We start from the raw sequence: 13,968 nt of genomic DNA, 5'->3' as shown, positions 1-13,968 counted from the left end.
GAGGCTCAGCAGTGACAGAAGACTCGCAACCGAAACCTCCCCCCGGCAGGCGTGCGCGGGTTCGGGAGCTTTTCCGTCGTCGCACTCTGGGTAAAGATGCCGTCGCGGGTATCGTCCTCGGCGTCGAGAGTGTGCCAGATGGACTCGCCAGTGGTCTGCTCGCCGGGGTCAATCCCGTCGCCGGCCTCTACGGGTACCTCTTCGGCATGCTGGGGGCGGCGTTCTTCACCAGCAGCACGTTTATGGCTGTGCAAGCGACCGGCGCGATGGCGTTGGTGGTGGCAGACACCGATCTGAGCTCGCGTCCCGATCCGGATCGCGCGCTCTTCACGCTCGCGATGCTCACCGGTGTCGTGATGATTCTGGCTGGCGTGCTGAAAGCGGGCCGCCTGCTGCGGTTTGTTCCCACGTCGGTGATGACCGGATTCGTCACGGCCGTCGGCGTCAACATCGTGCTCGGCCAGCTGTCGAACCTCACGGGGTACGAAAGCGACGCGGCCAATAGGGTCACGCGTGCTGTCGATCTGGTGCTGCACTTCTGGCAGGTGAACCTGCCAACAACGGTCATCGGCGTCGTGACGATCGGGCTCATTGTGTGGCTCACCCGCACGCGACTCGCGTCATTCGGCCTCGTCGTCGCCGTTGTTGTGGGATCCATCCTCGCGTGGGCCAGCACTGCGGGTTTGGGTTGGTCTGTCGCGACGATCAGTTCAATCGCCGATGTACCAAGCGGCCTCCCCGGGCCTGTGCTGCCGGTGATCGACGACATCGCGTACCTTGCGATCCCCGCGGTTTCCCTCGCTTTCGTCGGGTTGATTCAGGGGGCGGCCGTGTCGGCTGGTGTCCCCAACCGCGATGGGCGTCCTGCGGACGCATCGAAAGACTTCATCGGCCAGGGCGTCGGCAACATCATCGCCGGTGTCTTCCGCGGCATGCCGGTCGGTGGGTCGATGTCGGCGTCGGCCCTCATCGCCCAGGCTGGCGCGCGCACCCGCCTGGCGTTGATGTTCGCCAGCGGTGTGATGGCTGCGGTCATCCTCTTCGCCTCTGGATTGGTCGCCTATGTTGCGATGCCGTCGCTTGCGGCACTGCTGATTGTCGTCGGGATTGGGGCGATCAAGCCGGCGAACATCATGTCGGTCGTGCGCACAGGCGCACTGCAGACGACCGTGCTGGCCATCACCTTCGTCCTAACTCTTCTTATCCCGTTGCAGTTCGCCGTGCTGGTGGGGGTGGGGCTGGGCATCGTGCTGTTCGTGGTGCAGCAGTCGAACCGCATTCGCGTGCGCCGCGTCATCATCGAGCCAGAAGGGCGCATGCGCGAGACGGACTCGGTCGACGAGGTCCCCGCTGGTCAGGTGCTCGTGTTGCAGCCCTACGGCAGCCTCTTCTTCGCCAGCGCTCCCGTGTTTGAAGCGCGGCTCCCCTCCGTCGTTGGCACATCGCGTCGTTCCGTTGTCGTGCTGAGGCTGCGCGGCGTCGATGAGCTCGGAATCTCTCTCGTCGAGGTGCTCCGGCGCTACGCCGTCGAGCTTCAAGCGCACCAGAGCGCGCTGCGTTTGGTTGTCAGTAGCGACCGCGTGATCGATCAACTCCGCGCTGGCGGCGTGATCGATGTGGTGGGAGAAGAGGGCGTCTACCACGCGACTTCGTGGTTGGGTGAGACATTGCGCACGGCCCACAGCGATGCGCTGACCTGGGTCGAAGCTCGCTCCTGAACCCTCGGCTCGATCAGCTGGTGGCGGAGAGCCGCGAGCCAAGCAGCGGGGTGAGCAGGGGCGACCACCCGACCTCTATGTTCAATCGGACAATCTGAGCACGGTTCGATCGTGCTTTTGCACACGTGTCAGGGATTCTCCGTTGACTAGCATCGGCAAGATGACCCGTCCCGGCGAGACCCAGCTTTGGCTCGAACACGCGATTGCTGCGCGTTCCGCCGAGCGCATCCGGTGTGGTCGGGACCGCATCGATTCAATGGTCACGCAATCGGATTGCACATGCCATTCGTCGGCGCACGGCGCACGGCGCAATGCGCCAGTCATCGAAAACACAACCCTCCACGGGCTGAAAGAGGAAAAGAGGAACAATGACGAAGCGATCATTGAGCATCGTCGGTGTCGTAGCCATCGGCGCCCTCACGCTTGCCGGGTGTTCGGCAAGCGGCGACGCCGATTCAACGGGCGGGGACTATGCCTCGGATGCCACCTTCACCATGGCGGTGAAGTCGGACGCCGGTGCGCTCGATCCTCAGATGGGCGCAGGCTCGGTCTTGAACCAGCTCACCCAATTCGCATATGACTCTTTGGTGAGCGTTGATGGAGCAGATGGCTCCATCAAATCGCAGCTGGCTACCGAGTGGACTGTTGCGCCCACCGAGCTCACCTTCACGCTGGCCGATTCGATTACGTGCGCCGATGGGTCAGCGTTCACAGCTGAGACGGCCGTGCGAAACATCGAGTTCGTCACCGACCCAGCCAACGAGAGCCCACTTCGCAACGTATTCGTGCCGGCGGGGGCAACCGCGACAGCTGATGGCAACGTCCTGTCTGTCTCGCTCGAAAGCCCGTCTGCGTTTGCGATCAACGGGTTCGGCGCCCTCCCGATGGTGTGTGACGCCGGCATGGACGATCGTGCGATGCTCGCGACAGGTACCGCAGGTTCTGGCCCTTACGTACTTACGAACGCTGTTCCCAACGATCAGTACACATACGAGATTCGCGAGGGGTACACGTGGGGTCCCGATGGCGCAACGACGGCTGACGAGGGTGTTCCAACGACCTTGAATGTGCGCGTGATCGAGAACGAGACGACAGCGGCGAACCTTCTGCTCAGCGGTGATATCAACGCGGGCGCGATTGTAGGTAGTGACGCGCAGCGCCTTGACGGAGCCGATCTGTATACGGCGCAGACCGAAGAGATCATTGGCCAGCAGTGGTACAACCAGGGCGAGGGGCGCGTGACATCCGACCCCGCCGTGCGAATGGCCCTGACGCAGGCCGCTGACTACGAAGAGCTCGTGAAGGTCGTCGGTGCCGGCAACGGCGCTCCTCCCACCTCATTCGCCGCGCTCACCCCGGCCGCTTGTCAGGGTGAAGCGGTGGTGAGCTCGATGCCGGCTTTTGACAGCGAAACGGCAGCCGATCTGCTTGACGCTGCTGGCTGGACGATGGGAAGCGGTGGCGTTCGAGAGAAGGACGGCGAGCCTCTCGCGATCAAGTTTGTCTACAACGCAGCCATGGGGTCTGGCGGAACCGCTGGTGCCGAACTCATCGTTCCGCAGTGGGAAGCTATCGGGGCTCAGGTTGAGCTAGAAATGCTTGAGTCGACGGCGTTGCAAGCAAATATTTTCGGCCAGGGGGACTGGGATGTTGTGTGGATCTCGCTTAACGTCAACACTCCAGATCAGATCATCGGATTCTTGAGCGGTGACGCGTCGACCAACTTTGCAAAGATCGACAACGACGACTACAACGCTGCAGTCGCCAAGGCATCCGAGCTCCCGGGAGCCGAAGGCTGCGACGCCTGGCTCGAAGGTGAATCGGCGTTGGTGGAGGCCGCAGATGCCTTCCCCTTCGCAAATACTTCCGTCAAGACGTTCGGGAACGGTGCAGAGTTTTCTGTCGGCGGCGACCTGGAGCCGTTGACGATCCGGATGCTGGGCTAGGGGCCGAACGTCATGGCAACAGCGACGCCAGCGGTCGTGCCTGCGGCTTCGTCTGCTCGTGGTGCAGACGGGATTCTCTCTGGGCGATGGGTTCGGTTCGGCATCCGCCGCGCCGGACGGCTGCTGGTGTCGTTGTGGGTGCTGATCACTGCGTCCTTCTTGATGATTCCGCTCATCCCTGGGGATCCCGTCCGCGCAGCGCTCGGTCCGACCGCACCGCCTGACGTGGTCGAGGCCCGCCGTCAGGCGCTCGGGCTGAACGACCCGCTCTTCGTGCAGTACTGGAACTACCTGCAGGGCCTCATGACGGGCGACCTCGGTACCTCGATGGTCTCGTCGCTGCCTGTCGCCGAGACCATCTGGCAGCGCCTGCCCGCGACGCTCCAGCTGGCTGGTCTCGCGTTCGTTGTCGCAATTCTCGTGGCAGTACCTCTTGGTGTGACCATGGCGATTCTCACCCGTCGAGGAAAAGGGCGAAAGACGGAACTCGTGTTCACGAGTTCGAGTGTCGTCGTGAGCTCAATTCCTGACTTTCTCCTCGGTGTCATTCTGGTGGCTGTTTTTGCGGTGAGTCTTGGATGGCTGCCAGTGGCTGGACGCAGCGGTGCCGACTCGTTCGTGCTTCCCGTGATCGCACTGGCTGCGGGGTCGGCGGCGGTGCTCTCGCGTATCGTGCGCGTCGAAATGATCGGTGTACTGGATGCGGACTATATCCGCACTGCGCGATCGAAACGGCTTGCCTCGTGGGTCGTGAACCTCCGTCACGCATTGCCCAACGCCGTAACAGCTTCGCTCACTATCGGTGGCATGCTGCTCGGCGGATTGGTTGCATCAACTGTGCTTGTTGAGAACGTGTTCGCCTGGCCAGGACTCGGGTCAGTAATGGTCTCCTCTATTACAACCAAGGACTATCCGCTCATTCAAGCGACGGTGCTTGTATACGGCGTTGGCGTGCTCTTGGCCAACACTCTCGTCGACATTGTTCTCGCGCTGCTTGATCCGCGCTCGACGATCGGAGAGAACTGATGACGCACCTTGCTCCCGAGTTTGCGACCCCCACAGGCGAGCCGTTCGATCACCTGGCTGCTCCGAAGAAGTCGACGAGCGCTCGCCGCCGGCTTAGCCTGCTGCGCACCCCGATAGGGGTAGCGGCAATTGTGTTGACTGCCCTTTTGGTGACGCTGGCGATCTTCGCGCCGACGATCTGGGGTGATGCTGCCAACACTACTGACACCGACGATATCTTTGCTCAGCCATCAGCTGAGCATTGGGTAGGCACCGACGCTCTCGGGCGCGACATCGCCGCGCGGGTGCTGGTTGCTACTCGCCTGTCGATCCTGCTGGCGCTCGGCGCGACAGCGATCGGGGTTGTCCTTGGCATAATTTTGGGCGCTGCGCCGCTGCTCCTCGGGAAGCGGTTGGGCAGGTTCGTGACCGCAGGTGTGAACATTGCGGTCGCCTTCCCTGGACTGCTTCTGGCGTTGTTCTTCGCGGCAATCTTCGGTGCAGGGCCGATCGGGGCGATGCTCGCGATCGGCTTTGCTGGAGCACCCTCGTTCGCGCGGCTATGCCAGACCCTTGTGGCGAGTGTCGCCGAGCGAGACTATGTGTCGGCGGCACGCAGCGTTGGCGCAAGCCGTCTGACTCTCTTCACCCGTCACGTTCTGCCCAACATCGGTGAGCCCCTTATCGTCAACGCCACCGTGGGGCTCGGCAGCACGCTGCTCGCTTTCGCTGGGCTTTCTTTCCTAGGGCTGGGCGTACAGCCGCCAGCATACGACTGGGGTCGTCTGATGCAGGAGGGTCTTGCCCAGATCTACAACAACCCATTCTCGGCGCTGGCGCCAGGCATCGCGTTGGTTGTGGCTGGGCTCTCGTTCAACCTGCTCGGTGAAGCGCTTGCGAAAGGGCTTGGTGTCCCGGGTGCTGGCGGTGTTCCGTTCAGAGCGCCACTTCGTGCGAAGCAGACCGCGACGACTCAAGCGCAAAAGTCGGCCACAGTCCGCAACGACGTTGTGCTCGAGGTGAAAGACCTCGAGGTCACCGTCCCGACAATGGACGGCGCGATTCACCCCGTCCGTGGCGTTTCATTTTGTGTGACGGAGGCCGAAGCAATTGGCATCGTCGGTGAGTCCGGCTCTGGGAAGTCGATGACGGCGCTCGCCATCGCACAGCTCATTGAGGAGCCGGTTGTTGTCGATGCTGAGCGGCTCACACTGGTCGGGCACAACCTGCTCGCAGGAGATTCACCTGAGCGCCAAAGTGTTCTCGGCACGTCGTTGGCGATGGTTTTTCAAGATCCGATGACGTCGTTCAACCCGACGATGCGCATCGGAACTCAGCTGGCCGAGGTCTCGCGCCGTCACGGCGGAATGACGCGAAAGCAGGCCATGACCCATGCGGTACAGCGGCTCGGCTCGGTGCGGCTCCCGGAGCCTGAACGTCGAGCTAAGCAGTACCCCCACGAGTTTTCGGGCGGCATGCGTCAGCGAGCGATGATCGGCATGGGCATCATGGGGACGCCATCGGTGATCATCGCCGATGAGCCTACGACAGCTCTCGACGTCACCGTGCAGAAGCAAGTTCTCGACCTGCTCGCCCAGATCCGGGAAGAGAACGGTGTCGCGATTGTGCTGATTAGCCATGACGTAGCCGTGGTCAGGGAGGTCTGTGATCGCGTGTTGGTGATGTACGCCGGAAAGATTGTCGAAGACCTGCCCTCCGCGGAGCTCACCTCGGCGGCTCAGCATCCCTACACGCGTGCACTCGTTGCTGCTGTTCCTGATATGTCGATCGATATCTCCAAGCCGCTCCCCGTGATTCCAGGTCGTTCGGTGGATCCGGCACATCTGCCTTCCGGCTGTGCATTCGCCGCGCGGTGTCCGCTGGCAGACGCGCATTGCGCCGAAGAAGACCCCGCGCTCATCACAGACGACAATGGCCGGCGGGTGGCGTGCTGGCACGCAGGAGAACCGCAACCGACGGTAGAGGAAGGGAAGCTGGCATGAGCGACCTGGTTTTCGAGAACGTCACCGTCCGCTACGGAACACGTCGGCGTTACACCACAGCCGTTGACGACGTGAGTCTCACAGTGCCATCGGGTTCAGTCGTGGGGCTAGTGGGGGAGTCTGGTTCGGGAAAGTCGACACTGGCCCGCACTGCAGTTGGTCTTGCCCCCTTGGCCGGAGGGCGCATCCTGCTCGGAGGGACTCCGTTGAACCCGCGAGGTCGCGGTCGAGCCGTACAAATGGTCTTTCAAGACCCGTACTCGTCACTCGATCCGCGCATGAAGATAGTGGACACACTGCTTGAAGCCATGCCCAAAGCACAAAGAGGTGCGGCGGGGCGACGCGAAGCGGAACGGCTGCTCGAACTCGTTCACCTTGACCCGCGGCACGCGCAGTCTTACCCGAGCGAGATGTCGGGCGGTCAACGGCAGCGCGTCGCGCTCGCGCGAGCTCTGGCAGGCCAGCCAGATGTTGTGGTGGCCGACGAAATCACATCGGCGCTGGACGTATCGATTCAGGGCTCAGTGCTGAACGTACTGCGGACGGTGCAACAAGAGCTGGGCTTCTCGATGCTGTTCATTTCGCACAACCTCGCGGTTGTGCGGTACGTCGCAAGCGAGGTCGCCGTTATGCTGCGCGGCAGCATCGTCGAGCAGGGGCCAACGACGCGGGTGCTCGAGAGCCCACACCACGAATACACCCGGACCCTCTTGAGCGCGGTTCCTGGGGCAACAGCGTCGTCGGCGAGCGCGGCTGACGCATCTATGAGGAGCTTGCAATGACCCGAAGGCTGACGATCGACGACCTTGCTGCCGTGTGTGTTCCCAGCGCACCGACGCTGTCGCCTGAGGGGGCCAGCATCGTCTACACCGTGCGTACCCTTGACGCCGACAACGACAGCGTGGCAACGAATCTATGGAGCGTTGCGGATGAGACGGCGCCGCGGCAGCTGACGTTTGGAGACACTGACTCTTCCCCGACGTTCTCGCCTGACGGCCGGCGTATCGCATTTCTTCGTGCCGTCGATGGGGTCGATCAGCTTCACCTGCTGAACGTGGATGGTGGTGAGGCCAGAGTTATCACGACACTTCGCGGTGGTGCTGGCGCGGCGGCGTGGAGCCCAGACGGTAACTATCTTGCGTTCGTCGCCGCTGTTGACACTGACGCGACTGAGTCGTCGGCCCTCGCGCCGATTGTCGTGTCGCGTCTCGATGCTCAGGTCGACGGTGTCGGCTACCTTGGCGCGGTGCGGTCGCAGTTGCACGTGCTCAACGTTGTTGATGGCGCGGTGCGTCAGCTGACCTTCGGTGGCGAGAACGCAGACGCCCCGGCCTGGTCGCCAGACGGACGCACTCTGGCGTACACCTCCGGCTCGGCTGAAGGTGGTCACCCGCTCTGTCGTCCAGTGTGGATGATTGATGCGCACGATGTGAAGGCAGACCCGGCGTGCGTGGCGCTCGCCGAGGGATATGCCGAGTCAGTGCTGTGGACTGCAGACGCGGGATCCCTCATTGTGGTGGGTTCGCTTGATCTGCTCGGAGGGCACGCACGTCTGCTTCGCGTCGATCTTGGGACCAAGGGTGGCGCGTGCACCGGCACCGTCGATCTCGGCGCGGCGCTTGATCGCAACGTGATGTCTGGGGCGCCGGCCTACCCTGGGGCGTCTCCTGCGCTCATCGATGATGGTCAGCGCGTGCTGTTTTGCGTACGCGATCGCGGGCTCACACATCTTTACAGCGTGGCCGTAGCGGGTGGGGCGGAACCGGTCGCCGTTCTTGCCGGGAGTGGGCGACTCGTCGCCGGGATGAGTGTCGCGGCAGGTACTGCCGCCGTGGTTGTTGCCACGCGCGACTCGTACGGCGAGATTGTGACGCTTGATCTTGCGACGGGTTCAGAGGTTGTGCGCACCCAGCACGGCGCGGTCAGTGGCGAAGGTGAACGCTACGGGTGGACTGAGCGCACGTTCAACATCAGTGACGGCGCTGTCGTTCATGGGTGGGTGCTGAGCGCCCCTGAGCAAATCGGGCCGCGCCCGCTGCTGCTCGATGTTCACGGCGGTCCACACAACGCGTGGAGCGATGTCGCGGACGAGATGCATGCATATCACCATGAGCTGGTCGCTGCCGGGTGGGCTGTTCTCATCGTTAACCCACGGGGCAGTGACGGCTATGGTGAAGAGTTTTTCCGCGCGGTCGATGCCGCCTGGGGCATCTCAGACGCGAGCGATTTTCTTGAGCCGATAGAGGCGCTCGTTGCCGAGGGGCTAGCCGATCCCCAACGGCTCGCCGTCGCAGGCTATAGCTATGGCGGCTACATGGCCTGCTACTTGACCGGGCACGACAGCCGCTTCGCAGCGGCTGTCGCCGGAGGAGTGGTCTCCGATTTGGTGAGTATGGTTGGCCCCGCCGACCTCAGCGCACAATTTACCGATGTTGAGCTGGGCGGACCGCCTTGGGAAGACGCTGCACGCTACGCGGCGATGTCGCCGTTGTCGCACGTGGCTGAGGTGCGTACGCCCACCCTGATTCTTCATGGCGAGGCGGATCGTCGGTGCCCTGTTGGCCAGGCGCAACAGTGGTACTTCTCGCTAAAGCATCGCGGAGTGCCAACGGAAATGGTGCTCTACCCAGGGGCGAGCCATATCTTTCCGCTTGCCGGGAGGCTCTCGCATCGCCTCGATTACAACCGTCGCATTGTGGAGTGGCTGGAGCGTTTCGCGGGGGATGCTGCTGGTCCTCGCCCTGTGCCACTGGACGAGGCGCACTGGCGGCGCCGTACGGAGGAGCTCGCTCGGCGACACCAGATCGTTGGTGCGCAACTGGGGATCCTTCGCCTCAGTTCACGTGACGATGACATGGTGCGTGCGGCGACAGGAACGCTGAACAAGCTCACTGGGGTGCCGGTGACTGTCGACTCGATTTTTCAGATCGGTTCGATCTCGAAGGTGTGGACGACGACCATCATCATGCAACTCGTGGAGGAGGGAAAGTTCACGCTCGATACGCCGATCGTTGAAATACTGCCAGACTTCCGGTTGAGCGACCCAGAGGCGCAGGATGGAGTGACGATTCGTCACCTGCTCACGCACACGAGCGGGATTGACGGTGACATTTTCACTGATATCGGTCGTGGCGACGACGCGGTAGCGAAGCTCGTCGAACTCCTGGCCGAGTCGAAGCAAAATCATCCGCTTGGCGCCAGCTGGTCCTATTGCAACTCGGGGTTCGTGCTTCTCGGGCACGTGATCCAGCGCGTTACTGGCCAGACGTGGGAGCAAGCCATCGAAGCACGGCTCGCCAGCCCCCTGGGGCTGTCGCGCACCGTGACCTTGCCGCAAGATGCCATCCGGTATTCGGTAGCTACCGGTCACGTGCCAGGAGCTGACGATGAGTTGGCCCCCACACCGACGTGGGACTTGCCTCGCTCTTTGGGACCAGCGGGACTTATCGTGCAGTCCACTGATGAAATGCTCGCGTTCGCACGGATGCATATGCGCGGCGGCGTGGCAGCTGACGGTACCCGCATTTTGAATGAAGCCAGCGTCGCCGCCATGGCCGCCCATGAGGTCGACCTGCCAGACAAGATCACGCTGGGGGACTCTTGGGGATTGGGGTGGATACGGTTTGATCTCGACGGTCACCGCGCGATAGGTCATGATGGAGCCACGATCGGACAGAACGGGTTCTTGCGGATCCTTCCGGAGCAGAACCTTGCTGTTGCCATCGTGGCTAATGGGGGAAACTCGGGAGACTTCTTCCGTGAGCTGTCGAGCGAGATCTTTGAAGACGTTGTTGGTATCTCGCGCACACCCGCCTTCGCGCCGCCTGCTGATCCTTTCGACGTGGATGCGTCGGCGTACGTCGGCGCTTACGATCGTGCCGGCGTGCGCATCGATGTCTATGAAGAAGACGGTGTGCTCAAGATGACGCTGCAACCGACGGGTGACATGGTTGAAGTGGCTGAAGACAAACCGCAAACGTTCGACCTCGTCGCTGTCAGTGACGCTCTCTTCGCGATGCGAATGCCAGGGACAGTTGGGTGGTCGCCCGTAACCTTTTTCACACATGAAAACGGACGCCAGTACGTACACTTCGGTGCCCGCTCGACACCAAAGGTGGACCGAGGTGAGTGAGGCTTTCGACGACGAGCGTGCGCTGGCGACGCTGATCGAAGACATTCGCGCTGTGGTGGAGTGCGAGTCCCCGTCGAGCGATGACGCTGCCGTCAGCCGAAGTGCTGATGTGATCGCTGCTCTCGGTGAGTCGCGTCTCGGTGCCGTACCTGAACGCATGCAGGTGGACGGATGCTCCCACCTCCGCTGGCGATTTGGAACCGGGCCACGGCGCGTTGTCGTGCTGTGCCATCACGACACAGTGTGGCCTCTCGGTTCGCTTGCTGAGCGGCCATTCCTGGTCAAGGATGGTGTGTTGCAAGGTCCCGGCTGCTTCGACATGAAGACGGGTCTCGTTATGGGAATTCACGCCGTCGCCGCTCTCGAGAATCGCGATGGAGTCTCGATTCTCATCACGGGGGATGAAGAGATCGGTTCGCCCCGCTCACGTTCGTTGATCGAAGCCGAAGCGCGCGGAGCCTCAGCCGTCTTCGTCTTGGAGGCGTCCGCCGACGGAGGCGCGCTTAAGACGCAACGCAAGGGCGTTTCGCTCTACCGAGTTCACCTGCACGGCCGTGCCGCCCATGCTGGTCTCGAACCGCACAAGGGTGCCAACGCGACCATCGAACTGGCGCACCAAGTTCTCGCCGTGAACAAGCTTGGTGATGCTGAACATGAGACCACCGTGACCGTGACGACTGCTGGGGCTGGCACCACGGCCAACACGATTGCTGCTCATGCGTCGTTTGCCGTTGATGTGAGAGCAACATCGGAGCAGGAGCAGCAACGAGTCGACGCCGCACTGCGTGCGCTGATGCCCGTCATTTCTGGTGTGAGCATCGAGATTGACGGCGGAATTAACAGGCCCCCGCTCGAACGCTCAGCATCGGAGGGGCTTTTTGCGCGGGCGCAGAAGGTGAATGCGCGCCTCGGGTATGCACCGCTAGACGCCGTTGCTGTCGGCGGTGCTTCTGACGGCAATTTCACCGCTGGCGTGGGAACCCCCACCCTCGACGGACTCGGTGCGATTGGCGGCGGTGCGCATGCACCTCACGAGCATGTTCTCACCGCCCAACTGGTTGAACGTACGCGGTTGCTCTCGGCCCTGATCGTCGATGTGTGTGCTGATGTTGCTGGCGGAGCGCCGCGATGATCGATCCCGAGGTCGTTTCCGACGCGGTTGGCATCGCCGATACCGCCGCCAGTGCCAGCGGCGTTGTCGTGCGAAAGGTCGACGGAATCGAATCCGCTCACGCCGCAGCTTCGCTGTTCGCGGGAATCTGGGGCCGCAGGCACGGCCAGCCTGTGACGCCAGAGATGTTGCGTGCGATGTCAAAATCGGGAAGCTATGTTGTGGGGGCGTACCGGGAAGAGACTCTTGTGGGCGCGGCGGTGGCGTTCCATGAGGAGCCAGCACTGCGCACTCTGCATAGCCACATCACAGGCGTCGTTCCTGGCCCCTGGCGCAATGTTGGCTTTGCCCTCAAAGCTCATCAGCGAGCATGGGCGTTGCAACGAGAGATCACCAGAGTCGCGTGGACTTTCGACCCGCTCGTGGCGCGGAACGCTTACTTCAACATCGCAAAGCTCCGTGCGCGTCCTGTGGAGTACCTCGAGAACTTCTACGGGAACATGTCCGACGCTCTGAATGGTACGGACGACACTGATCGTTTGCTGCTGCACTGGGATTTGCTCGCGCCCGATGTGATCGATGCCTGTCACGGAGCGCGCATGCAACAGATGAGGCGGCACGAAGCCGTGCCGCTGTTAGGCATGGATAACGACGGCAGGCCAACAGTGGGGAACGCACCGCTCAAGGCAGACGCCCTGATCTCTGTGGCATTGCCGTCTGACGTCGCTCGTCTGCGTGGCGAAACCCCAGAGGTCGCCCGCGAGTGGCGAGTGGCGGTGCGGGCCGCCCTCGTCCCTCTGCTCAGGCAGGGTGCCGAGTTTGTGGATTTCGATCGTGCCAGCGACGGTGAAGGCACAGGCCAGTACGTTTTACGCGCCCGAAGCGCCCCTCACCGCGCTTCACCGCAGCAAGGAGTTACTCATGAAGATTGAAGGGTTTGATCTCACGCGCATAGCGATGCCGTTAGTGTCACCGTTTCGGACATCGTTCAGCACACAGACCTCGCGGGACATTCTGCTCGTGCGGGTAGTGACCGACATCGGCGACGGGTGGGGCGAGTGCGTTGCGCTCGGCGACCCGCGCTACTCACCCGAGTACGTCGATGGTGTTGTCGACGTCATGCGTCGATTCTTGATCCCCGCGCTTGCGGGCGGGGGATTGACGGCACCACTGGTTGCTGAGCGGTTGCGTCCGTTCAAGGGGCATCAGATGGCTAAGGCCGCGCTCGAGATGGCGGTGCTCGATGCCGAGCTTCGTGCGGAAGGGCGCTCGTTCGGCCGCGAGCTGGGCGCGGTAAGCGAGCGTGTGCCCTGTGGCGTCTCGGTGGGCATCATGGACTCTGTGCCGGAGCTGCTTGACGCGGTTGATGCATACGTGGCCGAAGGATACCTCCGCATCAAGCTGAAAATTCAACCCGGCTGGGACCTTGAACCTGTGCGGGCGGTGCGTGAGCGTTTCGGTGATGATCTGTTGCTGCAGGTCGACGCGAACACCGCATACACATTGCATGATGCGAGGCACCTGGCGAAGCTTGACTCCTTTGAGCTGTTGCTCATCGAACAGCCACTCGGCGAGCACGACATCGTCGGTCATGCGGAACTCGCTCGCATGGTGACAACGCCTATCTGTCTTGACGAGTCGATTGAGTCGGCTGCAGATGCGGCCGCCGCCATCAAGCTGGGCGCGACCTCAGTTGTCAATATCAAGCCAGGTCGCGTTGGCGGCTACTTGGAAGCACGTCGCATTCACGATGTGTGCGCCGCAAACGGAGTACCAGTGTGGTGTGGCGGAATGCTGGAAACGGGGCTGGGCCGCGCGGCAAACGTCGCGCTCGCTGCGCTGCCTGGCTTTACCGTGCCAGGCGACACCTCCGGCTCTGGCCGGTATTACCGCACTGACATTACGGAGCCGTTCGTTCTGGACGACGGTCACCTCACCGTCCCCACCGGACCTGGGCTGGGTGTTGCACCGCTTCCTGACATGTTGGCAGAGGTCACGACCTCGACCCAGTGGGTGTCTCTCTGACCTGCAGATTCGGCGAAACTCCCCGTCG

Annotated in this window: 9 protein-coding genes; all 9 read left to right on the top strand. The window is 62.5% G+C overall.

The genetic code is table 11. The annotated features are described in order from the left end of the window. The first annotated feature begins 11 nt into the window (after positions 1–11). The 9 genes from AB0O87_RS01845 to menC all read left to right on the top strand — a co-directional run bounded on the left by AB0O87_RS01845 (position 12) and on the right by menC (position 13,940). Positions 12–1,718 (top strand): SulP family inorganic anion transporter, encoded by a 1,707-nt coding sequence (locus AB0O87_RS01845; RefSeq protein ID WP_363511182.1) that lies wholly within the window; start codon positions 12–14, stop codon positions 1,716–1,718. Positions 1,719–2,086: 368 nt separating this feature from the next. Further along, positions 2,087–3,664 carry an ABC transporter substrate-binding protein gene (locus AB0O87_RS01840; protein ID WP_363511180.1) on the top strand — a complete coding sequence of 526 codons (1,578 nt, stop codon included), beginning with the start codon at positions 2,087–2,089 and terminating at the stop codon, positions 3,662–3,664. 12 nt (positions 3,665–3,676) lie between these two features. Next, on the top strand, positions 3,677–4,690 hold the full coding sequence (locus AB0O87_RS01835; RefSeq protein WP_363511178.1) for an ABC transporter permease: 1,014 nt from the start codon (positions 3,677–3,679) through the stop codon (positions 4,688–4,690). Then, positions 4,690–6,672 (top strand): dipeptide/oligopeptide/nickel ABC transporter permease/ATP-binding protein, encoded by a 1,983-nt coding sequence (locus AB0O87_RS01830; protein WP_363511176.1) that lies wholly within the window; start codon positions 4,690–4,692, stop codon positions 6,670–6,672. The genes AB0O87_RS01835 and AB0O87_RS01830 overlap by 1 nt, the downstream gene beginning before the upstream one ends. Continuing rightward, positions 6,669–7,454, top strand: a complete 786-nt coding sequence (locus AB0O87_RS01825; RefSeq protein ID WP_363511174.1) for an ABC transporter ATP-binding protein — start codon at positions 6,669–6,671, stop codon at positions 7,452–7,454. The genes AB0O87_RS01830 and AB0O87_RS01825 overlap by 4 nt, the downstream gene beginning before the upstream one ends. After that, the gene (locus tag AB0O87_RS01820; RefSeq protein WP_363511172.1) at positions 7,451–10,804 is read left to right on the top strand and encodes a serine hydrolase; all 3,354 of its coding nucleotides are present in this window, start codon (positions 7,451–7,453) and stop codon (positions 10,802–10,804) included. Before AB0O87_RS01825 ends, AB0O87_RS01820 begins: the two co-directional genes overlap by 4 nt. Next, positions 10,797–11,936 (top strand): M20 family metallopeptidase, encoded by a 1,140-nt coding sequence (locus AB0O87_RS01815; RefSeq protein WP_363511170.1) that lies wholly within the window; start codon positions 10,797–10,799, stop codon positions 11,934–11,936. Before AB0O87_RS01820 ends, AB0O87_RS01815 begins: the two co-directional genes overlap by 8 nt. Next, positions 11,933–12,847, top strand: coding sequence for a GNAT family N-acetyltransferase (locus tag AB0O87_RS01810; protein ID WP_363511168.1), 915 nt, complete (start codon positions 11,933–11,935; stop codon positions 12,845–12,847). The genes AB0O87_RS01815 and AB0O87_RS01810 overlap by 4 nt, the downstream gene beginning before the upstream one ends. Next, positions 12,837–13,940: an o-succinylbenzoate synthase gene (menC, locus tag AB0O87_RS01805; RefSeq protein WP_363511166.1), complete on the top strand. Its 1,104-nt coding sequence runs from the start codon at positions 12,837–12,839 to the stop codon at positions 13,938–13,940. The genes AB0O87_RS01810 and menC overlap by 11 nt, the downstream gene beginning before the upstream one ends. Positions 13,941–13,968: the final 28 nt, after the last annotated feature.

Source organism: Microbacterium sp. NPDC076768, assembly GCF_040687205.1.
Classification (GTDB): Bacteria; Actinomycetota; Actinomycetes; order Actinomycetales; family Microbacteriaceae; genus Microbacterium.
This window is presented reverse-complemented; position numbering and strand designations above follow the sequence as displayed.

Excerpts from the sequence above, each read along its gene's own strand:
- AB0O87_RS01840 (WP_363511180.1), top strand. The coding sequence starts at position 2,087 with ATGACGAAGCGATCATTGAGCATCGTCGGTGTCGTAGCCATCGGCGCC.
- AB0O87_RS01830 (WP_363511176.1), top strand. The coding sequence starts at position 4,690 with ATGACGCACCTTGCTCCCGAGTTTGCGACCCCCACAGGCGAGCCGTTC.
- AB0O87_RS01820 (WP_363511172.1), top strand. The coding sequence starts at position 7,451 with ATGACCCGAAGGCTGACGATCGACGACCTTGCTGCCGTGTGTGTTCCC.
- AB0O87_RS01825 (WP_363511174.1), top strand. The coding sequence starts at position 6,669 with ATGAGCGACCTGGTTTTCGAGAACGTCACCGTCCGCTACGGAACACGT.
- AB0O87_RS01810 (WP_363511168.1), top strand. The coding sequence starts at position 11,933 with ATGATCGATCCCGAGGTCGTTTCCGACGCGGTTGGCATCGCCGATACC.
- AB0O87_RS01835 (WP_363511178.1), top strand. The coding sequence starts at position 3,677 with ATGGCAACAGCGACGCCAGCGGTCGTGCCTGCGGCTTCGTCTGCTCGT.
- menC (WP_363511166.1), top strand. The coding sequence starts at position 12,837 with ATGAAGATTGAAGGGTTTGATCTCACGCGCATAGCGATGCCGTTAGTG.